Genomic DNA, 21,436 nt, shown 5'->3' with positions numbered 1-21,436 from the left:
ACCGGGTTAGGTACGGGTTCACAACATTTATTCAGTTGATTTAGCTTGCTTGGCATACTGGCTTAATGCAGCCTTGTGCTTATAGCCCAGACCACTCGTATTAGAGACATTGCGTAGCATGTCATTCGTACTATGACCTGCGCGCAAAGGTTTCATACGATGTTCAACATGCCCGTTCTCCATGTAGTAGTTTGTTGATGCAAATATAAGGTCTCGCGTAAGAAGAAACTCGAGGATGCTGAGCAGCTTGGTGATGTTTCTCGTAACGGACTTCAACGAATCAACGATCAATGCGCCATCGGAGTCGGCGGAAAGCATTTTTAGAAAAGCCATAAGCGGAGGCTCTATTTCGGGAGTATATCCATCGTAAATTCCTATCTTCATTTCACCGGACGTTGCGATAATCTCCGACTCTTTATCCACGCCTTCCAAAAAATAAGGTTCGGAAACGGATACTTTCGGATAATCAACGGTCTTGCTGTTCGTTGCGGCAAGGTGCTTCAGCGCAGCCCATGCGACAGGGTGCTCATTTGCGAGTTCCTGATACAAATCCTGTCTTGCGCTAAGCTTTGCCTGTCTGCACATTTCAGCAAAATCCTGCTTGCTGAAATAGCGAATGGCCTCTGATGTAATTTCCTTCACTTCTTTGCTGGGCAACGATTTGCTCAGCCCAGCCTCTCCACAGGCGTCACTCTGGATCGTTTCAATGGGACTGTTTCGAATAGCGACGACCACAAAACAGCGAATATCGATTTTAGCTGGAGGCTCATAAAAGCTTCCTTCCTCCAGGCCAAGCAGCAAAACGGTATTTTTGAAAACCCGATCATCCCAATGGCGTAGAAGAGCGGTCATCTGTGTATGAATGATACCGATGGTGTGCAGAAGAAAGTGCTCCGAAACACCATAGCCGCGCAGCCTGGGCGCGAGGATACTATTCAGATAATGGGAAACTGCGTCCACAACATACACATCCTCTCTGGAAAGGTATTCCTATTGTGGCATAGTTTCCGACAAATTTCAACTAAAAGCCCCAGTACATATATACATTCTTTGGCTGGAGTTCCTCTTCAGCCACTTGGATATCATCATGCCCAAGGGTTTCTTGTACCCCCTCTCGCACAAAGCATACCTCCACGCATGGAATGTGTGCTTGCTGTGACAAGGGGAACACTTCTTTGCTCTCTACAAAAATAAGTCCGAGATCATTAGCCTGCGCGCGTTGCAAAAAGCGAAGCAAAACCTCATCCGGTTTTTCAAAGTTGAACTCACCCACATGAAAAAAGCAATGCTCGATTGCTCGTCCGGTATGTGCTGCATGCTGAGCCAGCATGTCATGCTGGCGTTGTAATTCCTGCTGCACTTCGGTTTCAGGCAAGCCCTCTGGGACATGACAAAAGAGAGAGGCGATCAATTCCATAGGCACGCTCCTTTCTGATGATTATTCTATTTCGCTTGTATAGCATAAGTTTGTCGAACTATCTCATGCTGTCAAAAAGTGTGCAAATATACTTATAACAGTGGGCAAGCGTTTTAGCCGAGAAATTGAGTTCAGGTACTCCTAATTCAGGATGCTTATTAATGACAGCCAGCATGAAGGTGTCAGCAAACAGTTCCTGAAGCTGAGTAGCAGTCAGCTTACTGCACTCTATCCCCAGATTCAGCAAATGTCCCACGAAAGATTTCGGAATTCCGGTCAGTGTTCCGGTTACTTTGATGTGGAGCAGATGACCCAGTTCATGCAGCAGTACATGGATCGGTCTTACCTCCTCACTTTGCATTCGGTACATGCAGATGCAACCCTGCATTCCTTCCGCTGTAAACACAGCAGAAGTTTCCCCATTCAAACACTCATGTTGGGCATCGATCACTAAAATGTCGACCGGGTGCTTGTCCAGCACTTTTTGAGAATAGAAAAACAGGGCATCCACCATCTGAAACACCGTTACCACGCCATCTTCCGTGAGTATCGGTGTATCTGCGTGCCAGATCCTACCGGCATATTGGTGCAGGCCATCTATGCAACGGTTAATCCCAAGTTCCTTATTACAGGCCAAAAACCATTGGGCGTATCTTATGGCGGCATCGTCCTGGTAGACTGCATAGCTTTTGGTTGCCGAACACGAGGGCGACATAGATGAAATACGGTTGGCAAAATCCACCGCAGCCAGTTCGTTCCCTTCGTCCAATTCTGTAAGTAAGTCTTCCGTTTCTTTGAAAAGATTCATGATATCAAACGCCATGGTGTCCTCCTTTCTTTTGTCAAAGCAACATCTGCGAGATGACATGAGCATTTTGCTCTTTTGCGGCATACTCCAGATGCACATATAAATCTGCTGTAGTAGACAGGCTGCTGTGTCCCAACCACTGCTGCACCTCTATCAGCGGCACACGGGCAGAGATGAGCAAATTAGCACAGCTATGCCTCAAATCATGAAATCGAATCCTGCGCAAGTTGTTCTTTGCCAGAATCGTTTTGAAATGCTCGGAAAGATAGTCAGGTGTAAGCAACTGCCCCACTCCATTCACACAGATGTAGTCCCCATTAGGCGGCGGTTGTATCCCATAGCGCTGAATTGCGACCTTCTGAAGCATAGCTGCAACCTGCGGCATGAGCGGCAATGTCCGAAAGCTGGACTTGCGCTTTAGCTTGTCCTTCGCGATCATCTGCCGTTTCCCGTTAATCACGCTCGATGTTACAGAATGTGAAATCATAATCGTGGCTCTTTTAAAATCGATAGCACTCCATCGCAGCCCCAAAACTTCACTGCGCCGCAGTCCATACAAAACAGCTAAAGTAATAGGGAGTTCAAGCGGATCGCCATGAAGCGCATCAAGTAGTTTTCTGCACTCCTCCGGAGAATAGCAATCCGCAACAGACTGCCCCTTTTTAGGTCGTGGAATAACGTCTGTGGGGTCATTCTGAATTAAGCCCCGCATGCTTGCCTCCTTCAAAGCCCTGCGGAGAAGCACATGATAGTGTAAAACCGTGTTTCCGGTGAGGCCTTTGGCATATAGCGAATTGTAGTAATCCAGAACATCTGCCGGCTTCAGATCTAAAAGTAAAATATTCCGTTCTTCGAAGTAAGGGACAATTCTGTTATTAATGCAGTTTTTGTATTCTTCATAAGTACCGATTGAAACCTTCCCTCGACACCCCTCAACCCAGGTCGTGAGGTAGTGGCTGACGAGAATGTCGTTACTACGCTTCTGTATTTCGGCGAGATCCGTATATTCCCGTCGAGCGGCAAGGAGCATTGCTTCTGCTTTCTTTTTATTTCCCTCCACCCGAAGGTGGGTTGAAATCCACTTCTGCTTTAACCGGCCCGTCTCATCCCTCACCATAAGAATCAAGTACCAATACCCATTTTTCTTTGTCATGTGCCCTGCGACCATATCAGCGCCTCCCGTTTTTGGTTTCATTTTACATAAAGGAGGCCTGCAATTCTCGTTTGAGCCACAGCAAATCTATTTTCTACAGATTTATGCGAGTGGGCATGAACGGCTTGACTCGAAATCAGTTTGGGATATCTGTGCATGGGTTCGAATTGAAGAATAACCATCTAAATTGAAACGGCCCGGAGAGTTGCCTCTCAGGGCTCATTTTTATATAAGCAATACGCTCCATCACTCAATCATGTCACCAAAAATGATTGATGAAATGAGCGATGTGTGGTATAATACGGTCGAATGAATCTTTTGCATGAGGTGTTTCTATGAGGAATAGGAAACCTCCTTTTGAAATTACAAATACGATGATCCATGAGATTGCGGAAATCGCCGAACTGGTGGGCAAGCTGACTTCCACCAATCAGCTGTCTGCGAACCCAACTTTACGGCGGACAAACCGTATCCGGACGATCCACGGCTCTCTGGCCATTGAACAGAACACTTTGAGTTTAGAACAGGTCACCGCAGTTCTGAACGGCAAGCAGGTTCTGGCTCCGCCCAAAGATATTGCCGAGGTTAAAAATGCCTATGAGATCTATGAGCGATTGGAGGAGCTTGACCCCTACTCTGTGGATGACCTGCTGACCGCTCACGGCATCATGACCCGGGGGCTGGTGGATGAGTCCGGGGTGTTCCGCTCCAAGCCCGTCGGCGTCGTTGACCAGGAAGGGCATGTCCTACATTTTGGCACGCTGCCGCAGTATGTTCCCAATTTAGTCATGGAACTGCTGGATTGGGTCAAGAACAGCGATGTGCATATGCTGATCCGCAGCTGCGTGTTCCATTATGAGTTTGAGTTGATCCACCCCTTTGCCAATGGAAATGGCCGCGTCGGACGCCTGTGGCATACGCTGCTGCTTTCCAAGTGGAATCCTGCCTTTGCTTGGCTGCCGGTGGAGTCTATCATCCATGACCGCCAGCAGGAGTATTACGAGGCCATCAATGCCTCCAACAATGCAGGAGAGTCTACGGTGTTTATCGAGTTCATGCTCTCAGCTATCAAAGCATCGCTCATGGATGCCATTAATACGAGTGATGAAATGAGCGATGGAGCGATGGATAAGGCGACGGTTCGCTGGAAGCAGATTGAGAAGTTTATGCAAACACATGAGTTTATCATGAATGCGGATGTTAGGGCTCTGTGTGGTGTTTCGGCGGCTACAGCGAACCGGATTCTTGCAGATCTGGCAGAAGAAAGTAAACTTGTCAAGTGTCATGAAAACGGACATTGGGCATATAGTCTAAAAATAAAGGAGAATCGTCATGAATATTAAACCGTATGATAAAACAATAAGAGATCTCCTTGGTTCAAAAAGGCAATTTCTAATTCCCCGTTTTCAACGAGAGTACTCTTGGGACAAAAAGAACTACCAAGAGTTTTTTGAAGATATGATGGGCAACCTTGCTATTAGTAATGGAAAAATTTCTGCAAGTCAATATTTTCTTGGAACCATGCTCTTTATCGGTAACTTCACAGAAGGCACAGATCAAGAAATTCAAGTTGTTGACGGACAACAACGTTTAACTACCATTACTATTTTGTTTTCCGCTTTGTCAGATCGCTTTGTTGAATTGGGAGAAACTACATTAAGCCGACAAATTTTCACCTATATTATGACGGAGGATGATGATGGTAAGGAAGTTCGCATTTTAAAAAGTAAAACGAGTTATCCATTTTTTGCGTACTTCATTCAAGATAAAGAAAAGAAGATCCGTCAAGAGGCCGATAGTGAAGAAGAAACTTGTATTAAAGAGACATATGATTACTTTGTATCTCAACTCAAAGATGATAAATTAAAAGCGCTTTTAAAACGCAAGCACGGCAGTGAAGAAGTCAAATCTTTGTCAGAAATTGACATATTGAAAGCATTAAGAGACCAAGTTCTAAATTCAACATTTGTATCAATTTCTACTACGGATCGTGATCAAGCTAATCGGATATTTGAGATATTAAACGCTAAAGGAAAGCGGCTCGCTGATATTGATCTAATCAAAAACAAGATCTTTGAAGTACTTAAAAAAGAAGAGCCTGCGGATTATGCTGAAGAAAGTTGGAAGCAGATAAAAACAACACTGAATACTGGCAAAGAAACTGTGGGGCTCGCAACATTTTATCGCCATTTTTGGATATCAAAGTACAAAAAAACTTATTCAAATAAACTTTATGATGCATTTAATTCCGCTATTGCTAAAACTGAACTTTGTTACAGAAATTTTTTGGAAGATATGCTTCTTAACGCAAAAATTTACATGAGAATAGTTAATCCAAGAAGGGAAGATTACAATAATCGAAAAGAATATTTTTGGCTTGTGCAGAGTCTCAATGCTCTAAATAATTACTTCAATGTTGTTCAGGTTCGTATTGCGCTTCTCGCTCTATTTGATGTAAAGGATAGAGACGTCATTGATTTAAAAATGCTAAAGAGTACAGTCTTATATTTGGAAAACTTTCATTTTGCATATAATGCAATACTTAGTGGGAAAGCCAATAGATTGGAAAAAATCTATTCGACTTTTGCAATCAATCTTCGAAAAGCTACTAACAAAGCTGAAGCCCAAACTATTATACAAACTAAGTTAGTTGAGCCGCTTGATCAATTATTCCCCACCTTTGAAGATTTCTACAAAAAGTTTATTGCTTTGACTTATTCAAAAAAAGACAATCCTTCGAACACAAAAACAAAGTACGCAATAAATAAACTTAATTGTTACTTATCCAGAAAAGAGATTTTCGAGGATGATGGAAGTGTTGAACATCTTGTTCCGGAGTCTGATGGTGAATATTCGCTCGGAATCGGAAATCTTATTCTATTAGAGCAACAGTTAAATTCTGATGCAGGCCAAGAGACTTATACGAAAAAACAAGAAACCTATAAAAATCCAACTATACCTGGATAAAAGATTTTTGTAACAAGCATCCAACTTGGGATCACACGATGATAAGTGAGCGTGCTGTGGATATGGCCAAACTTTACTATAGCAAAATATTGGAAAAGCAAGTCCCTGAAGATTATACATAATCTGATATCTAAAAGGTGATGAATGGCCGCTTATTTTCCTTATTTTCCCACCATTTACAATAACGGCGGCGCTACCCTGACATGACCGATGCCCGGACAAGCCTGTGTTTTCAAGGCTTTCCGGGCATCGTTTACATTACTGGCGGCGCGATACATAGCTGCGGCTGATGCCGTAGGCGGCGGCCACCTGGCGTTGGGTCTGGGGCGGGTGGCCGTCCAGGCCGTAGCGGCGGCGGATCACGTCGGCCTCCCGGGGCGTCAGGCACTCCCCTACCAGCCGCCGGATCAGGCGCTGATCCTCCCGGCCCTCCAGGTCCTCCTGCATGGTGTCGTCGGCCCCCACCACGTCCTGCAGATACAGGGCGTTGCCGGCCTTATCCGTCTCGATGGCCTCCGACAGCGACACCTCCCCCTGCAGCTTCCGCTGGGCGCGGAAGTGCATGAGGATTTCATTCGCTATCCTCTCCCAACGGATACATAGGTTGGTCAATGGGTGGCAAATCCGCCTCTCCATCCTCTGCAAAGAGGTAAACATAGGCGTTTTTGCCGTCCCAGACCACCTTTTTGACGATGGTGCGCAGCAGGCGGCGTTTTTCCTCCAGCGTCGCCGTATCCACCGCATGGGCGAAGGATTCGATCATTTCCTGATGGAAGGCGAACTCCTGATGCAGCATCCGGCTTTGCTCCGTGAGGGCCTCCAGCTCAGAAAGCCTTGATTGCTCCTGCTCGCTCTGCTGGTGCAGCTCGTCGATCTGCTCCATGACGTACTTAGCCGAGGTGTCAGTAGCAACGGACAGAGAGTCTACCAATCTCTTGATGCGCTCTTCAGTCTCGGCGTGCTTCTCGCGCAGCTGTGCCAGCTCCGCGTCGTAGCCCTCCTTGCTGCCGCTGATAACCTTCTTGGTCTGCGCCAGAAGTCCGGCAAGCGTCTCCTTGTCGGCGGACAGCTTGCGGATCTCCTCGATAATCTTGGCGTCCAGCGTATTGCCGTTGCAGTTTTTCATGGCGCAGACGCTGCCGTGGCTGCGCTCCTTGGTGGAGCACATATAAGTATAAATTAGGTCGCCATCGGCATTGGTACGGTTGGTCAGTTTGGGGCGCATATAGTCGCCGCACTCGCCGCAGCGCAGAAGCCCGGACAGCAGCGCCACATTGCTGCGTGGCCTGCGGTAGCTCTTGGACTTGTTGACATCCAGCATGGCCTGTACCTGCACCCAGTCGCTGCCGGAGATGATGCCCGGATGCTTGCCCACTGCCACGATCCATTCCTCCATGGGACGGATCTGGTTGGCCTTGCCGGGGCGCTGCAGGGTGCGGTTGTAGGCCATGATACCGTGCTCGCCGTCGAACTCGGACTGCTCGGCAAACAGGTCTGCGTTGTTCTCCTTGAGGTACTGGTACGCCGTCTCGTCGGCGATCATATAGACGGGATTTGTGAGGATACCCCTGATGGCAAAGCGGGTGAACTGCTTGCCGCGCTTGGTGACGCAGCGATGCTCCAGCAGGTACTGGTCGGTCTTGCTAAGGGAGCCGGTTTCCATGAAGACGGAGAAAATCGTTTTGACCAGCTGGATTTCCTCCGGAATGGGCTTCAGCTTGTAGGCCTTGCGCTCCTTGCCGTCCACCGTTATCTTGGATTCGCTCTCCGAAGCGTAACCGGTGGGCGTGGTGCCGCCCAACCAGCGCCCGGTTTTGGACAGCTCGTGCATGTTGTCCCGGATGCGCTCGGCGATGGTTTCCCGCTCCAGCTGGGAAAAGACCGACGCGATATACATCATGGCCCTGCCCATGGGGGAGCTGGTGTCGAACTGCTCGCGGATAGAGATGAAGTCGATGTGCCGGTCGCCTAAGTCCTCGATGAGTTTGGCAAAGTCGCCGATGTTGCGGCTGATGCGGTCAAGGCGGTAGACCACGATGGCGGCAAACTCGATTTTCTGCGAGTCCTTCATCATTTTCTTGAACTGCGGGCGCTCCAGATTGCCGCCGGAAAAGCCCTCATCCTCGTAGACCAGCGCATTCTCCGCTGCGTCGTCACCAAAGTGCATGGCGATGTACTGGCGGCACAGCTCGATCTGGTTTTCGATGCTCTCGCCCTTGCCGGTGAACTTGGACTTGCGGGAGTAGATAACATATTGCTTCGACTTGTCTTTCGTCTTCATAGCGGCACCTCGCGCATATCGTTAGGTTGATAAGCATATTATAACGGATCGGATTCCATTTGAAAAGGTACCCAAGGGAAAAATCTGAAAAAATATTGGATTTGAGAGCATCGCTCATACGAGCCGAGAAAATGATTGATGAAATGAGCGATGGAAAGCCGCCGCCCTGAGCTATACATTAGGGTCGCGGCTCTGTTATACAAGTGTTTTCAGATATTCTTCCACGTTCTGATACTGAATGCCCTCTACTACCTGATCTTTCCCGCGATAAAGGACAAACCTCCCGGTGATTGGGCCATAGCGATGCTCGGTCTGGGCGCATTTTTGCTCGTCGATCAGATGGCGGTACTGCTGCGGGACAGCTTCCTCGCTGTGCTTGATCTCGAAAATCCGACACGAACCGGCGTTGGGGTCAAACACCACCATATCAAACTCACCTACGGGGAATTGCAGCACAAACACCTGCTTTTTCGGGTTCGCCAGCTTGGTTTCCAGCAGGACGATGTCCTCCAGCATTCGCCCTTTGATCTCCGTCAGGATGCGCTCCTGCACGGCGGTACGCTCCGCCAAAGACAGCGCGCTGAACGTTTCGCCCAGCAGCAGACTGCGGATCAGGGTGCCCGCCTGCGCATAGCGCAGACCCGGCTGCGCGATCACTGTGCGGTTGGACCTCGTGCCGACATCCGGCAGGTGCAGCACGTCGATCTCCCGCGTCAAGTCCAGCAAGTCCAGATACTCCTTGACCTCCGCCGCGTGAACATCGTCCAGCGCCGCGGTCTGCTCTGCCCTGTTGCGGATCTCCAGCAGCTTCCGCAGGCTGTCGGTGACAAGCGCAAGGTCGATGCGGTCGAGGATGTCCGTCGGGTTCTTCCGATCCCGGCGCAGGTTGTTGGCGGAAATGCCAAGGTCGTGGGACTTCCAATCCTGCGACAGTACTTCCAGCGTGAAGCGGTGGTTGATGTCCTCCACGACCCGGTTGATGGCGCTGGTCAGTTCATTTTTGTCGTACAGGTCCCACAGATGCCGGAAATGCCCTTCGTACTGGTAGCAGCGCAGGGAGTGCTGGATGTTGCGGGCAATGGCCGTGTCCACATACTCATCGGCGCTTTCCTTACTGGCAAAGGTGGAAGTCTCGTTGTAGTGGATGCCGCCGAGACTCATGGTGCCGCCGTAGCGGATATACTCGTCGATGCCATGGATGCCGAGAACGGACTCAAACTCGCGGTAAGGGATGAATGTGGTGTGCAACAGGATACAGCGGTCGTAGAGCTGTTCGTCCTCAGCAAAGAGAAATCCCATCGAGTCCGCGCCGGAGAGTACGGTTTTCATGCCGCAGGCCGCAAACACATCAGAAAACAGCGCCGCGCCCTCGATGAAATCCTCCATGAGTGTCACTTCATCGAGGAACACATAGCGGAAGCCCTGCGCCTCCAGCAGCTTGAGATCACGGTTTACATCCGCCAGCGTATCTCTTGCGGTAATCTGGATGAATGCAACCTTGGCAAGTTCTGCCTCGCTCATCTCCGCAAAAATCTGGCGGATCATGGTGGTTTTACCCGTCCGGCGCAGACCGTAGAGGATAAACACCTTGTCCTGCTGCCCGCCGTAAATGTAGTCGTGCAGCTGTCGGAAGTACTCGCGCTTGCGATAGGCTCGAACAGGGGATGCAAAGGAGTGCAGCGCCTCTCCGGTGCGGACATTCGTGGTAAACGCAGAGGTATCCACAGATTTTCCCTTGGGCAGCTGCTTCTTCAGCGCTTTCAGCTCCCGTTCCAGAGCTTTTCTTTGCTCGATTTGAGCGCGAAAATCCTCCAGTTCATCCGCCGGAATATACTTCTCCCGCCGCTTCTTGTCCTCTGTCCAGCGGTGGTAGAAATATTCCTTGCCGTTGACGGTTTTCTTCGTAATGGAACCGGCTGGCAGATCAGCAATCAGCTGTTCCAGCTCCGCCGCACGTGCCTGCATCTCAGATAACTCCATAGCGCACCTCCTGCGAGATACTATTCTATGTAGAATTATGCCCCATTATACCCGCGAAATCAAGGGTATAATGGGGCATAATTATTTTCTTCGAACTGTTTAGCCATTCCCGCCATGCAGCCAGCAGTCGTCGCTGTGGGCATTGATGACGCCGATGGCCTGCAAATAGGCGTAGATGATGGTGGAGCCAACGAAGGTCATGCCCCGCTTTTTCAGGTCTTGGGAAATGGCGTCGGACAGCGGGCCGGTGGTAACGGCGGGGTCATTTTCGTAGATGACCTTGCCGTCTGTCCAGCCCCAGATATACTTTTCAAAGCTGCCGTACTCTTCCTGAATGTCCCGGAAGATACGGCTGTTTTTGACACTGGCCCGGATTTTCAGCCGGTTGCGGATGATGCCCTCGTCAGAGAGCAGCCGGGCAATCTTTTCCTCGCCGTAAGCGCAGACCTTGTCCAGGTCAAAGCCGTCGTAGACCTCCCGGAACCGCGCCCGCTTGTTCAGCACCGTCTCCCAGCTCAAGCCCGCCTGAAAGGATTCCAGAATCAGCAGCTCATACAGAGCGTGGTCATCGTGGCACGGAACGCCCCACTCCTCATCGTGGTAGCGGACATAAAGGGGATTGGCCAGGTTGCACCACCGGCAGCGGGATTTGTTATTTTCTTCTGTCATGGGAATCCTCCTGCAAGTTATAACACCTTCGCCGCATTCTCCACCATCTGCCGGTACTGCTCTTTTACGTCCGCCGGAGCTTTGATGCGCACCTTGCCCTCGAAGCCGAAAATCCAGTTAAAGAACACCTTGCCGACAGCAACTTCCTCAATGACCCGGAAATTCTGCAGGTCTCCGGCATAGGTGTGGACGTCCGGCCCGAATTGGTCGATGATCGCATCCATCACGCCGTTGTCGCAGAGCAGCTCCACCTCTTTGCGAGGAGCGTTGTACATCCGGAAGGTGGTTTTCACATACTTTTCGACGGAGAAACCGGCCTTGGGCGGCACCGCAGGCTCGTCGAGAATCTCCGGCTGCTCCGCAATGCGGTCTACCCGGTGGCTGCCGATGTTCTCGTACTTGTCCGAATAGCCCACCACATAGTAGTTGTCGCCGTCCCAGACCAGGGAGTAGGGGCTGAAGGTGTATTTCTCTCCGCCGTGATGAAGCACACGCTCCTTCTTCACGTTGTATTCAATCTTCCGGAAGCGGATTTTCTTATGCCGGTTGATGGCTTCGTTGATGGTGTCGATGATGTAGAAAATCTGCTTGTTTTCCAGCTTTCCCCGGCCGTCCACAACCACATTGCGCTTCAGATCCCGGGCCTTATAGATGCCTGCCGTAGCGCTGCTTCAGAATGCTGGCCAACTGGGCGGTGGTCAGATAGTTGTCCTCATCCGTGCATTCCTGCAGGATCTGCAGAAGGTACAGCGGTCTCAATTTTGCGTCGATATCCATGGTGTTACTCCTTGATCGGTTCGGGTGGTTTCTGCCTCATTTCTCAGTTGGTACGACAAACCGGAAGTTACCGATTCCATACCATTACAAATTCTTTTTCGTCCGTATTGTTATCTATGTTTTCGGATTGAATGGCAAATTCTTCTCGCAGATAAAATCGAATAGCTTTCTTGTTCTTCTGATAAACGCTTAATCTTAGTGTAGATTTGCCTTCTTTAGCGTAATTTAACAGTTGCTTTCCGATTCCTTTTGATTGTACTGCTTTTTTCACGAAAATTCCTTCAATGTAGTTATCGTTCATTCCGATGAATCCGCCTATCTGCTTTGTGCAATCATCTTCATATACATACACTTCCGCAAGGGGCATCATTCTTTTTACTGTATCAAAATTGCTCTGCCAATAATCTGGAGATATAAAACTATGTGCCTGAATATTCGTATTTAACCATATTTGCATCACTGCATCTATATCACCGTCAACATATTTCCTAATCATTTCATCAACTCCGTAAATTCCGATCTGTCGATGTCTCTTCACATTGTGCTCATCTCTGCGGCGCAAAATAATGCGTCTGTGCATAGGCGAACTGTTCGTTGAACCGCCGGGCGGCTTCCCGGCTCAGGGGTGTATCCGGCTGCATCATGTCAAAGGCGTGCATATCGGAGTGGTACACGTCCACACTGGCGGAAATCCCATAAGCTTTCAGATTTTCGATATACTGCACCGTTTCGGCATAAAACGGCTCTCCATCCCCTACGAAGGTGTAGGCAGGCGGCAGGCCGGAAAAATCCGTCAGACGGGCGGGAGCGGCATAGGGCGACAGGCCGTCCAGCTTCTGCCCCCGCAGATAACAGTGCCAGCCAAAATGGTTGCGCCGAGTATTCCACACCTTGCCGTGGTTATCCCGGGAGGTCTCCGTGTCCCGGTCGTCCAGCATGGGGTAAAGGGGCATCTGGAAGGCGACGTTCACCACACCGGTGTCTCGGGCCTTGATGCACGGGGCGGCGCACAGCCCGCCGCCTGCGCTCTCGCCGCCCACCATGATTTGGTCAGCACGGATGCCCAACTCGGCAGCGTGGGACTTCATTTACACTAGCGCCGCATGGCAATCGTCCAGCACAGCAGGATATGGCGCAGCAAAGGCCAGCCGATACCCCGGCGACACTACCACCGCCCCGAACTTTTTCACCAGATCGACCGCCCGGGACATATGCACCATTTCCTTCATGCCGAGAATGTACCCGCCGCCGTGGAGCCACAGCACACCGGTGGCCCGCACCGGGACAGTCGTCGGCGACAGCACCAGCGCCGGGATCCGGCGTCGGCCTGCAGGAATGGTGATTTCTTGTACCCGGATCTCCGGGTCAGGTCTCATGGAACGCATGGTTTTCTCCTGAATTTATGACTGCAAAGCCTACTTTGCAGCAAGCAGATGCAACTGTCTTTCAAGGGTGTGGATTCTGTCCATTATACTCGTGTACTCTGTATAGGCGGCAACAACTTCCGCATCGTTTTCAAAAGAAGGCCGCCGATTATATTTCGTATTCAGGATAAAAGACTTTACCAGACCCAGGAATTGTACCCGAATGGTGTTCAGATCGTGCTCAATCACCATCCCAGTGCCATAGAGTCTGGATGTGACCTCCACATTGGTCAGCGAGATGTCGGAAACATCCGGAAGCGCTTCATACAATGCCTCTATCTGTGTCGTCAACGCCTCAATCTGGGCCTGCCGCTTCACCTCATCCGCTTCCTGCCGGGCTGCTACTTTTGCCTGTTTCTCCGGCTTTCGCTTCTGCAAGTGGATCCTGTTGTAATAGTTATAGGTTTTGCTGCAATAAATCAGATCATAGACCAGAATGTGCAAACTGCTGTCTTCCATGAGGTCGTCGCGCTCACGGATTTTATCGAAGTGCTTTTCCAGGAGCGCAGAATGTTCCCGGAAGCTTGCGGCAATCTCATCGCACATCCTGTAGTAAGCACTCAGGTCAAAGTGTTCTCCGGAACCTATATGGAAGCCATACGCGCCGTAGTTTTCCATGAGGTTTGCCTCGGAGCTCTTATAGATATAGTTGTCCTCCGGGGCGTACATAGCCAAAAACGCGGAGGCTGTATGGCGATCCTGTTTAAAGGACCAGTTGGCGGGATAGTGAGCAACGCGCAGTTGCTCCATCCCGTCTACGAATGCGTCCATGTGCTCCTGGCGCAGTGTCAGGTCGCCATGATCCGCAGCAAAAAGCACTTCGCAGAACAAGCGCTCCACTTCATCCGGATTCTTTTCCCAAAGCTTTACGACCCCGCTGCGGGGGTGCATACGGCTGTTATCAATCAGTACGGAAAAATCTCTGGTGGCCGCATTGAATCTGGAAAGAAAATCAGGATGATCCGCACGGAACCATTCTGCCTGAAAGGTTTTGAGCGCCCTCCACTTGAATATCTCGTCGTGTTCGCCGCCATAAAGCTCGTCCATATCCGTTTCGTAGCATTGAATGAGCTTGTCTAAAATTGCTTTATCCATCTTCTCCTCCATCCGTTTCAAGGTCCGATGCTTTGAGACGTTGTCGAATTTCCCACACGGCAGTTTTCCTGACAGGAGCCTTCTGTTTGAACCGTCCGGAATTTCCGGATAGTTGCCGATTCCGCCAATTCGCCGTACGCATTAATTTTCTTAATATGTTCGCTGATTGTGCGCGCATCCACATCATACAGTGCCGCATTTTTCATGCGGTTTATCTGCCGTGATGGCCACCTTGATGACCCCGTCCAACCGGTTTTCAAAGATGCGGTAGGCTTCTTCGATTTCGCTCAGAGGAAAGCGATGGGTGATGAGCGGCGTGGTGTCCAGCTTGCCCTGCTCGATTAGGCGCAGAATTTCCGCGCAGTCGCAGCCGTCCACGCCGCCGGTCTTGAAGGTCAGATTCTTGCCGTACATCTCCGGCAGCGGCAGCGTCTGTGCCTCGTCGTAGAGGGCAACTACCGTTACAATGGCGTTGGGACGGGCGCAGCGCCATGCAAGCCGGAAGGTATCCTTGCCGCCTGCCACCTCCAGCACCACATCAGCGCCGCCGTGGTCGCTATTTAAGAGCACAAAGCCCTCGCATTCCTCCGGTGTGCAGGTCAGCACTTTCGGATAGTGCTCCCGGACAAAGGTAAGTCGTGCCGGATCTTTCTCGCAGACGATGATGCGCTTTGGCTCTTTCAGTGCTGCGCACAGCAGCGTGCAGATGCCTGTGGGGCCTGCGCCGATGATGAGGACGGTGTCCTCACTTTTGATCTCCGAAATCTTCGCGGCCCAGAAGCCGGTGGCAAGAATATCGCCCACAAACAGCGCCTGCTCATTGGTGACGCTGTCGGGAATCTTGTTGAGTCCCTGATCGGCATAGGGCACCCGGACAAGCTCCGCCTGTCCGCCGTCGATGCGGCAGCCCAGCGCCCAGCCGCCGTCTGGGTCGGTGCAGTTGTTTACCCAGCCATGCTGGCAGAAATAGCATTCGCCGCAGAAGGTCTCCACATTCACCGTTACCCGGTCGCCGGGGCGCACGGTTTTGACCGCTGCACCGACGGATTCCACCACACCCACCATCTCGTGGCCGACGGTGATACCGGGCACGGCACGGGGTACGGAACCGTGCTTGATGTGCAGGTCGCTGGTGCAGATAGAGCCCAGCGTCACCCGCACGACGGCATCCCGGGGATCGATGATCTCCGGCTCCGGCTTGTCCAGCAGCGCAAAATGGTTGTGTTCTATGTAGGTCAGGGCTTTCATGAGTGTTCTCCTTTTGAAATACCGCGGCACTTATTGTGCGGCGGTGTCCTTTTGCAGATGGATGTCGGATAGGATCACCGGGATCTCTTCATCTGTGTCTTCTTTTTTCCACGACACAACAAAGCGAACTTCGGCCGAGCACGGCGTGTATCCATTTGACCGCAGACGATCCAGCCGCTCCCGGCAGGCCTTGGACAGCTTTGCAATCCGGACAGTTCTTCCGTTCAGTTCGGCCAGAAGAAAATAGTTCTCCAATGAAAGGGCCATGCCACTTGAACTGCACCCCATTTGTTAGACGGTATATCATACTATCTAACAAATGGGGTGCAGTTCAGCTTTCAAAGAGCAGGGAATTTGACATTTATCGGTCCGTACCTATAAGCTTCCGGGAACAGTCCTCCAGCCGCGATAAAGCTTCATTCCCTGCATGCCGACAAATGAACTTCGCAGCCTCGTCCAGGCGAGGCGGACGATAGGACACACCGTGGCAGTCCGAGCCCAGGATATCTATTTCCCGGTTCCGCAGCATCTTTACGGCCCTGTGCTTCGTGCGCCAGTCAAGGAAGAACGACGCGTTGCATTGGAACAGAATGCCCATTCGCCGCAGCTTAGGCCACAGGGCGCGGGGCTGGTCGGGGAGATATCGCTCCACATGCGCCAGCACGACCGTCATCTCCTGCTGCTGAGCCAGCGCAGCGAGATCCTCTACCGTGCGGGAGGACCAGCCGCTGAAAGGCATTTCCAGCAAAAGAACACCGGTATCTTGTATGCATAGCTGCCGGACCTGTGCTGTGCGGCTGATTCCCTGAAAGTAGTGGACCTCAGCACCCAAAAGCACATGAGGAAGTCCCTGCGTGAGGTGTGCCCGTAAATGCTCCCAGGCGTCCGCGCGGCGGCGCAAAAATACGTCCGGCGGGTTTTCATCCGCATAGAAATGCGGCGTGGCAATAACCCTTTCGACGCCCTGCTCCTGAAGCATACGCAGCATCTGCAGGCTTTCCTCGATGTTCCTGCTTCCGTCATCCATGGCTGGCAGAATATGCGAATGGAAGTCGATCATGGCGCTTTATTTCCTCATATGGGGTTTATCGGATTTGGGGGAGGGACCGGGAGCCGCTTGTGCCTCCTCTCCGTAGCCATAGCCGTATTTGTAGCGGCTGTAGCGCGCATATCGGCCATAACGGCCGCCGGAAGCCGTGGCGCAGGTCATAACAAAGCCCAGCACCTTGATATGCAGATACTCCAGCTGGCGCAGTGTTGCCGAAAGATCCTGACGGTTGCTGTAATCCTGCCGGACGACAACGAGCATCCCCTGGATCAGATTGGCGACAACCAGGCCGTCCGAAACAGCGTTTATCGGCGGCAAGTCAAAAATAACAAAATCAAAGCTTCGCACCAGGTTTGCCGTTACGGCGTTCATACGCTCCGAACCAAGCAGTTCGGACGGATTGGGCGGGATATCGCCGGACGTAATGACCTTGAGGCCGTCCAGCAGTCCGACATCCTGAACCACATCCTGTTCCTGACACAGGCCTGCCATCAGATTGGACAGACCCGGAGCCGGATCGATCGCCAGACGGCGCGCCAGATTGGGACGCCGCATGTCCGCCTCGATCAGCAGGACCTTCTTGCCTGTTTCGGCGAGCGTATAGGCAAGGTTGATGGACGTCGTGCTCTTGCCCTCGCCGCGCATAGCGCTTGTAACACCGACGACCCGGCACTTTTTCTCATCCGGCAGGGCAAAAGTCAGATTTGTGCGCAGCAGCTTATACGCCTCGGAGGCGGCAAAGCTGAGCCGGTCCCCCTGCATGGCACGCTGTTCCCTTAAAGAGACAGCTTCCTCCGGAATAGGCTGTTCCTTCCTGAAGATCATTGGTGGGATCCCTCCTTCTGCCTGTACCCGTAGTCATGGCCATTGCTTTGCTGCAAAAGCTCAGGGATAACCGCCAAAACCGGGATCTGGGGATACGCCTGAAGCAATTGATCTTCGCTGCGGATCTGATTGTCAAAAAGCTCCCGCAGGATAAAGAACGCGCAACTGAGAATAAGACCGGTCAGCATACCCAGCAGCGTATAGCGCGGAATGCTGGGGCTTGCCTTTGAGGTGGGAAGCTGCGCATAATCCACGACCCGCACAGAGCTGCCCTCCACTACGTCGGCAATGCGGGCCGGAAGCACCTGAGTGACCGTGTTGGCAATATTCCTGGCCTCCTGCGGATCGGTGCTGGCAACAGTGATCTCGAAAACTTCAGTTCCGTTGACCGCCTGCGCACGGATCATTTTGGTGAGCTGTTTGTCTGTATAGGTCAGCTTCGCGGCTGAACGGATCTGATCCAGGGTGGCGCGGCTGCTGAGGATGACCATATAGGTGTCTACAAGGCTCTGCGCCGCGGAAAGCTCGGAATTGCTGATCGGCTTGCCGGGATCCTGTGTGTTATTGACGTACATCAGGGCGCTGGCTTCATAAGTGGGGGTAATCAGAAAGCGTGCCCAGGCAAAGCAGATCGCGCCAAGTACCACCGAGATCAGGGCGATAATCCACGCGCGGCGCCATAGGGCACTCATCAGCGTGATCATGTCTACCTCGCGGCATGCATCACTCTTGTTCATGAATATCTTTCCTTTCCGTTTTTAGTGGAGCATCCAGTAAATCGTGAAATAATGGTAATATTGTAGCATAACACTTTCCGGATTTCAACGTTTTATTCTTCACATTTACTTATATTGAGTCCTGTAGATGTGTAGATGTTGTTAAGAAATTGTATCATGCGATAAGGTTTTGCTTCAATTGCAGCAGCGTGTCGTTCAGATGTGCGAAATCGAAGTTTTTTTCATCAAGCAAAGCATTGGCTTCGTAATTTAAAGTTGCTGCGTATTTTCAAAGTTGATATCGGTCCAAGAGGAGAAAATTAGGATGGAGTACTCAGTTTTAATGTCTGTGTATGCAAAAGAAGAACCTGTATATCTTGATACAGCCATTCAAAGCATGCTGGATCAAACCGTCAGAACGGACGACTTTGTAATTGTATGCGATGGGCCGCTGACAGCAGAGCTGGATGCGGTTTTGGAACGGCATCTTGCGCAAAATCCTGCCGTACTTCATCTTGTCCGCCTTCCGCAGAATATTGGCACCGGGGCAGCATTGAATATCGGCCTTACTCATTGCAAAAATGAATTGATCGCAAAAATGGACTCGGATGATATCTCCGTCTTGGACCGGTGCGAACGGCAGCTGAAGGAGTTTGCTGAAGATGACAGGCTGACGGTAGTCGGCGGAAACATTCTTGAATTCACGGAGGACCCGGCAAAGCCTGTCAGCCGGAGACTTGTTCCCTGCGATAATGAGGGAATACAAAAATACGCAAGGAGACGGCAGCCGTTTAATAATATGACGGTCATGTACAAGAGGAGCGCTGTTCTGAAAGTCGGTGGCTATAAGGCGATGACCCGCAGCGAAGACTATGATCTGTATGTCAGGATCCTGCACGAGGGCTACTACTGCAAAAATATCAACGACGACTTGGTGTTTGCAAGGATCAAGGAAAACGCGGCAGACAGAAGGACTTCACATGCAACCTACCGGGGATTTATAAAAACAAGATGGAGCGCGCTTCGATCAGGCTTCTCGTCACCGTGGGATTTCCTGGTTGCCTGCGGCGCACAGACGGTCGTTTTCTTATCTCCGGCATTCCTTCAGAAGTTGATTTACAGGAAAATCCTGCACAAGCCCGTCGGAGACTCTGTCGAGACACGTATATTGCAGCAGGCGGAAATGGAACAGCATGCTACAGGAGGCTGACAGCAATATACTTTTGGGGAGATGCCTCGATCCAAATATATATAAACCAGATTCACACAATCATCAACGAACACCGCTTGCGCGGCGGCATGACCGAAGGCGCAGCGGATTTTCTGAGCCACGGCGGAGAGGAGATCAATGGCAGTTCAACTTGAGAAGATGACTGTGCACCAGGAACTTCTGCTTGAAATGCTGAAGGATTTCGATGCAGTATGCAGAAGGCATCATATTTCATATCAGCTATTTGCGGGAACTGCTTTGGGCGCTGTACGCCACCACGGGTTTATTCCGTGGGACGACGATATTGATGTTATTTTGATCCGCAGTGAGTATCAGCGCTTTTTTGACGAGGCCGCTGGTGACTTTGACCCGGAAATTTATTATGTACAGCAGGAGCACGGCGCGCATTGGCCGATGCCCTTTTCCAAGCTACGGCGGAACAACACCACCTGTATAGAAAAATATCACTCGCGGGATCCGCAAATGCATCAGGGCGTTTACATAGATATTTTTCCCTGCGATAATCTGTCCGGTCACCCGGCCGCAGGATGGCTGCAGTTTGCCGCATCAAGGGCGATCTTCGCGAAGGCGCTCTATGCGCGGGGCTATGAGACGGACAGTATTGCGAAAAAGCTGTTCATGCAGTTCTGCCGGTTGCTTCCCAGAGGCCCTCTTGAAGAATTCTGCGTGTGCAGAAGCGGCTCCGGATCGGGTATGGTACAGGCCTTTCTGGCTGGCGGCAGAAAATATAAAAAGAACATTTTCCCTCGTGCCTGGATCGAAGATACGGTCTATATGCGCTTTGAGGACGCCGATTTCCCCATATCGTCGCACTACGATGCACTCCTGACGCAGCTATATGGTGATTGGCATACGCCTTCTCCGCCGGCTGAGCGTAAGTGCAAAGAACATGTCGCTATTCTCGATCTGGAGCGTCCCCATACGGAGTATCTGGAGATACAGCAAACCATGCGGATCGAAGATCATACGAGAAGTATTCGCTGATATAAAATCAGGGTACATAGCTGGGGTTCGCGGTCCATTTCCTGCCGTCCGGTGAACTTCAGCGCGCTCTGTTTGAACAAGTGTATGCTTGCAGTCTGCAATGAGCATATAAATCACACAAAAAGGAAGGGAAAACATGCAACACAGGAAACGAACCAAAGTGACTGCAGCGCTGCTGGCGCTCTGCATGCTGGTATCGCTGCTCCCAGTGACGGCTTTCGGCCTGGATCCGCAGAGCGCGGAGCTTGGCAAGGGAAGCACCATTGACGGCACGGGATATCATGTCACGTCGGTAAAAAACTACTCCATCGCACCCGACATTTCCGAGCGGGTCATCATCACCAACAATGCCACAGGCAACTCACAGACGGTTGCCAACGTCATGGAGGTGAACACCGCAGGCGGCCGCGCCAAGATCGTGGCCGGTTACGGCAACCGCAACCCCAAGGAGCAGGGCTGGACCCTGAAAACCACCACGGACCAGGCCCATGTCTATGAAAAAGAGTCCGGCCTGAACGTGGTGGGCGGCGTCAACGCCTCCTGGTTCAACATCAACACCGGCGAGCCCTCCGGCTATCTGGTGATGAACGGCGTGGTGCATCACGACAACTCCAGCCGGGCGTTTATCGCCGCCTTTGACGACGGCTCCGTGAACGTGTTCCGGGAGGGCACCACCTTGGCCCAGGCCGAGGCGGATCAGAGCGCCAAGCAGGGCAAGACCGTGAAGATCCTGGAGGCCGTGGACGCCCTGGTGGCCATGGTTTGGGACGGTAAGGTGGTCATCACCGAGTCCGGCAACAGCGGCTACTATCC

At 51.4% G+C, this 21,436-nt stretch carries 22 protein-coding genes and 1 pseudogene; 5 read left to right on the top strand and 18 right to left on the bottom strand.

The annotated features are described in order from the left end of the window. Window positions 1-27: 27 nt before the first annotated feature. The 4 genes from LKD37_RS12255 to LKD37_RS12240 form a co-directional block, all read right to left on the bottom strand. The gene (locus LKD37_RS12255; protein WP_302929479.1) at window positions 28-960 is read right to left on the bottom strand and encodes a hypothetical protein; all 933 of its coding nucleotides are present in this window, start codon (window positions 958-960) and stop codon (window positions 28-30) included. 61 nt (window positions 961-1,021) lie between these two features. Further along, window positions 1,022-1,417, bottom strand: coding sequence for a hypothetical protein (locus tag LKD37_RS12250; RefSeq protein ID WP_302929478.1), 396 nt, complete (start codon window positions 1,415-1,417; stop codon window positions 1,022-1,024). A gap of 58 nt (window positions 1,418-1,475) precedes the next feature. After that, window positions 1,476-2,240, bottom strand: a complete 765-nt coding sequence (locus LKD37_RS12245) for a hypothetical protein (RefSeq protein ID WP_302929477.1) — start codon at window positions 2,238-2,240, stop codon at window positions 1,476-1,478. A gap of 19 nt (window positions 2,241-2,259) precedes the next feature. Then, on the bottom strand, window positions 2,260-3,378 hold the full coding sequence (locus LKD37_RS12240) for a tyrosine-type recombinase/integrase (protein WP_302929476.1): 1,119 nt from the start codon (window positions 3,376-3,378) through the stop codon (window positions 2,260-2,262). 374 nt (window positions 3,379-3,752) lie between these two features. Here LKD37_RS12240 and LKD37_RS12235 point away from each other — a divergent pair, with 374 nt between their 5' ends. After that, complete coding sequence (locus LKD37_RS12235; protein WP_302929475.1) at window positions 3,753-4,721, top strand: Fic family protein; 969 nt, start codon at window positions 3,753-3,755, stop codon at window positions 4,719-4,721. Beyond that, entirely contained in the window at window positions 4,711-6,345 is a 1,635-nt protein-coding gene (locus LKD37_RS12230) for a DUF262 domain-containing protein (RefSeq protein ID WP_302929474.1), read from the top strand. The genes LKD37_RS12235 and LKD37_RS12230 overlap by 11 nt, the downstream gene beginning before the upstream one ends. Before the next feature lie 258 nt (window positions 6,346-6,603). Here LKD37_RS12230 and LKD37_RS12225 read toward each other — a convergent pair whose 3' ends face one another. The 14 genes and pseudogenes from LKD37_RS12225 to LKD37_RS12155 all read right to left on the bottom strand — a co-directional run bounded on the left by LKD37_RS12225 (window position 6,604) and on the right by LKD37_RS12155 (window position 18,429). Continuing rightward, window positions 6,604-6,909 (bottom strand): sigma factor-like helix-turn-helix DNA-binding protein, encoded by a 306-nt coding sequence (locus LKD37_RS12225; RefSeq protein ID WP_302929473.1) that lies wholly within the window; start codon window positions 6,907-6,909, stop codon window positions 6,604-6,606. 7 nt (window positions 6,910-6,916) lie between these two features. Next, window positions 6,917-8,626: a recombinase family protein gene (locus LKD37_RS12220; RefSeq protein WP_302929472.1), complete on the bottom strand. Its 1,710-nt coding sequence runs from the start codon at window positions 8,624-8,626 to the stop codon at window positions 6,917-6,919. 195 nt (window positions 8,627-8,821) lie between these two features. After that, complete coding sequence (locus tag LKD37_RS12215; RefSeq protein ID WP_302929471.1) at window positions 8,822-10,606, bottom strand: DUF6788 family protein; 1,785 nt, start codon at window positions 10,604-10,606, stop codon at window positions 8,822-8,824. 99 nt (window positions 10,607-10,705) lie between these two features. Continuing rightward, complete coding sequence (locus LKD37_RS12210; RefSeq protein ID WP_302929470.1) at window positions 10,706-11,275, bottom strand: DNA-3-methyladenine glycosylase I; 570 nt, start codon at window positions 11,273-11,275, stop codon at window positions 10,706-10,708. A gap of 17 nt (window positions 11,276-11,292) precedes the next feature. Next, window positions 11,293-11,892, bottom strand: coding sequence for a WYL domain-containing protein (locus LKD37_RS12205; RefSeq protein ID WP_302929469.1), 600 nt, complete (start codon window positions 11,890-11,892; stop codon window positions 11,293-11,295). A gap of 28 nt (window positions 11,893-11,920) precedes the next feature. Continuing rightward, window positions 11,921-12,052: a hypothetical protein gene (locus tag LKD37_RS12200; protein WP_302929468.1), complete on the bottom strand. Its 132-nt coding sequence runs from the start codon at window positions 12,050-12,052 to the stop codon at window positions 11,921-11,923. Between the two features lie 67 nt (window positions 12,053-12,119). Next, on the bottom strand, window positions 12,120-12,632 hold the full coding sequence (locus LKD37_RS12195; RefSeq protein ID WP_441448343.1) for a GNAT family N-acetyltransferase: 513 nt from the start codon (window positions 12,630-12,632) through the stop codon (window positions 12,120-12,122). Then, window positions 12,598-13,428, bottom strand: a pseudogene (locus LKD37_RS12190) (alpha/beta hydrolase). Before LKD37_RS12190 ends, LKD37_RS12195 begins: the two are co-directional and overlap by 35 nt. 39 nt (window positions 13,429-13,467) lie before the next feature. Next, entirely contained in the window at window positions 13,468-14,583 is a 1,116-nt protein-coding gene (locus LKD37_RS12185; protein ID WP_302929467.1) for a hypothetical protein, read from the bottom strand. A gap of 171 nt (window positions 14,584-14,754) precedes the next feature. Further along, on the bottom strand, window positions 14,755-15,819 hold the full coding sequence (locus tag LKD37_RS12175) for an alcohol dehydrogenase (RefSeq protein ID WP_302929466.1): 1,065 nt from the start codon (window positions 15,817-15,819) through the stop codon (window positions 14,755-14,757). Window positions 15,820-15,849: 30 nt separating this feature from the next. After that, complete coding sequence (locus LKD37_RS12170; RefSeq protein WP_302929465.1) at window positions 15,850-16,086, bottom strand: hypothetical protein; 237 nt, start codon at window positions 16,084-16,086, stop codon at window positions 15,850-15,852. 94 nt (window positions 16,087-16,180) lie between these two features. After that, complete coding sequence (locus LKD37_RS12165; RefSeq protein WP_302929464.1) at window positions 16,181-16,879, bottom strand: CpsB/CapC family capsule biosynthesis tyrosine phosphatase; 699 nt, start codon at window positions 16,877-16,879, stop codon at window positions 16,181-16,183. Between the two features lie 6 nt (window positions 16,880-16,885). Next, entirely contained in the window at window positions 16,886-17,692 is an 807-nt protein-coding gene (locus tag LKD37_RS12160; RefSeq protein WP_302929463.1) for a CpsD/CapB family tyrosine-protein kinase, read from the bottom strand. After that, window positions 17,689-18,429, bottom strand: a complete 741-nt coding sequence (locus tag LKD37_RS12155) for a YveK family protein (protein WP_302929462.1) — start codon at window positions 18,427-18,429, stop codon at window positions 17,689-17,691. Before LKD37_RS12155 ends, LKD37_RS12160 begins: the two co-directional genes overlap by 4 nt. Before the next feature lie 304 nt (window positions 18,430-18,733). Here LKD37_RS12155 and LKD37_RS12150 point away from each other — a divergent pair, with 304 nt between their 5' ends. From LKD37_RS12150 to LKD37_RS12140, 3 genes are all read left to right on the top strand, one after another. After that, window positions 18,734-19,618 carry a glycosyltransferase gene (locus LKD37_RS12150; protein WP_302929461.1) on the top strand — a complete coding sequence of 295 codons (885 nt, stop codon included), beginning with the start codon at window positions 18,734-18,736 and terminating at the stop codon, window positions 19,616-19,618. A 138-nt stretch (window positions 19,619-19,756) separates the two neighbouring features. Beyond that, the gene (locus LKD37_RS12145) at window positions 19,757-20,623 is read left to right on the top strand and encodes a LicD family protein (protein WP_302929460.1); all 867 of its coding nucleotides are present in this window, start codon (window positions 19,757-19,759) and stop codon (window positions 20,621-20,623) included. Between the two features lie 160 nt (window positions 20,624-20,783). Next, on the top strand, window positions 20,784-21,436 hold a 653-nt coding region (locus LKD37_RS12140; RefSeq protein ID WP_302929459.1), incomplete at its 3' end, for a hypothetical protein.

The organism is Brotocaccenecus cirricatena (assembly GCF_020687045.1).
Taxonomy (GTDB): domain Bacteria; phylum Bacillota; class Clostridia; order Oscillospirales; family Oscillospiraceae; genus Vescimonas; species Vescimonas cirricatena.
This window is presented reverse-complemented; position numbering and strand designations above follow the sequence as displayed.

Coding starts and splice junctions, on each gene's coding strand:
- LKD37_RS12235 (WP_302929475.1), top strand. CDS start 3,753: ATGATCCATGAGATTGCGGAAATCGCCGAACTGGTGGGCAAGCTGACT.
- LKD37_RS12165 (WP_302929464.1), bottom strand. CDS start 16,879: ATGATCGACTTCCATTCGCATATTCTGCCAGCCATGGATGACGGAAGC.
- LKD37_RS12160 (WP_302929463.1), bottom strand. CDS start 17,692: ATGATCTTCAGGAAGGAACAGCCTATTCCGGAGGAAGCTGTCTCTTTA.
- LKD37_RS12200 (WP_302929468.1), bottom strand. CDS start 12,052: ATGGATATCGACGCAAAATTGAGACCGCTGTACCTTCTGCAGATCCTG.
- LKD37_RS12155 (WP_302929462.1), bottom strand. CDS start 18,429: ATGAACAAGAGTGATGCATGCCGCGAGGTAGACATGATCACGCTGATG.
- LKD37_RS12225 (WP_302929473.1), bottom strand. CDS start 6,909: ATGCACTTCCGCGCCCAGCGGAAGCTGCAGGGGGAGGTGTCGCTGTCG.
- LKD37_RS12245 (WP_302929477.1), bottom strand. CDS start 2,240: ATGGCGTTTGATATCATGAATCTTTTCAAAGAAACGGAAGACTTACTT.
- LKD37_RS12150 (WP_302929461.1), top strand. CDS start 18,734: ATGGAGTACTCAGTTTTAATGTCTGTGTATGCAAAAGAAGAACCTGTA.
- LKD37_RS12210 (WP_302929470.1), bottom strand. CDS start 11,275: ATGACAGAAGAAAATAACAAATCCCGCTGCCGGTGGTGCAACCTGGCC.
- LKD37_RS12185 (WP_302929467.1), bottom strand. CDS start 14,583: ATGGAGGAGAAGATGGATAAAGCAATTTTAGACAAGCTCATTCAATGC.
- LKD37_RS12170 (WP_302929465.1), bottom strand. CDS start 16,086: ATGGCCCTTTCATTGGAGAACTATTTTCTTCTGGCCGAACTGAACGGA.
- LKD37_RS12250 (WP_302929478.1), bottom strand. CDS start 1,417: ATGGAATTGATCGCCTCTCTCTTTTGTCATGTCCCAGAGGGCTTGCCT.
- LKD37_RS12175 (WP_302929466.1), bottom strand. CDS start 15,819: ATGAAAGCCCTGACCTACATAGAACACAACCATTTTGCGCTGCTGGAC.
- LKD37_RS12145 (WP_302929460.1), top strand. CDS start 19,757: ATGGCAGTTCAACTTGAGAAGATGACTGTGCACCAGGAACTTCTGCTT.
- LKD37_RS12215 (WP_302929471.1), bottom strand. CDS start 10,606: ATGGAGTTATCTGAGATGCAGGCACGTGCGGCGGAGCTGGAACAGCTG.
- LKD37_RS12230 (WP_302929474.1), top strand. CDS start 4,711: ATGAATATTAAACCGTATGATAAAACAATAAGAGATCTCCTTGGTTCA.
- LKD37_RS12240 (WP_302929476.1), bottom strand. CDS start 3,378: ATGACAAAGAAAAATGGGTATTGGTACTTGATTCTTATGGTGAGGGAT.
- LKD37_RS12220 (WP_302929472.1), bottom strand. CDS start 8,626: ATGAAGACGAAAGACAAGTCGAAGCAATATGTTATCTACTCCCGCAAG.
- LKD37_RS12195 (WP_441448343.1), bottom strand. CDS start 12,632: ATGCACAGACGCATTATTTTGCGCCGCAGAGATGAGCACAATGTGAAG.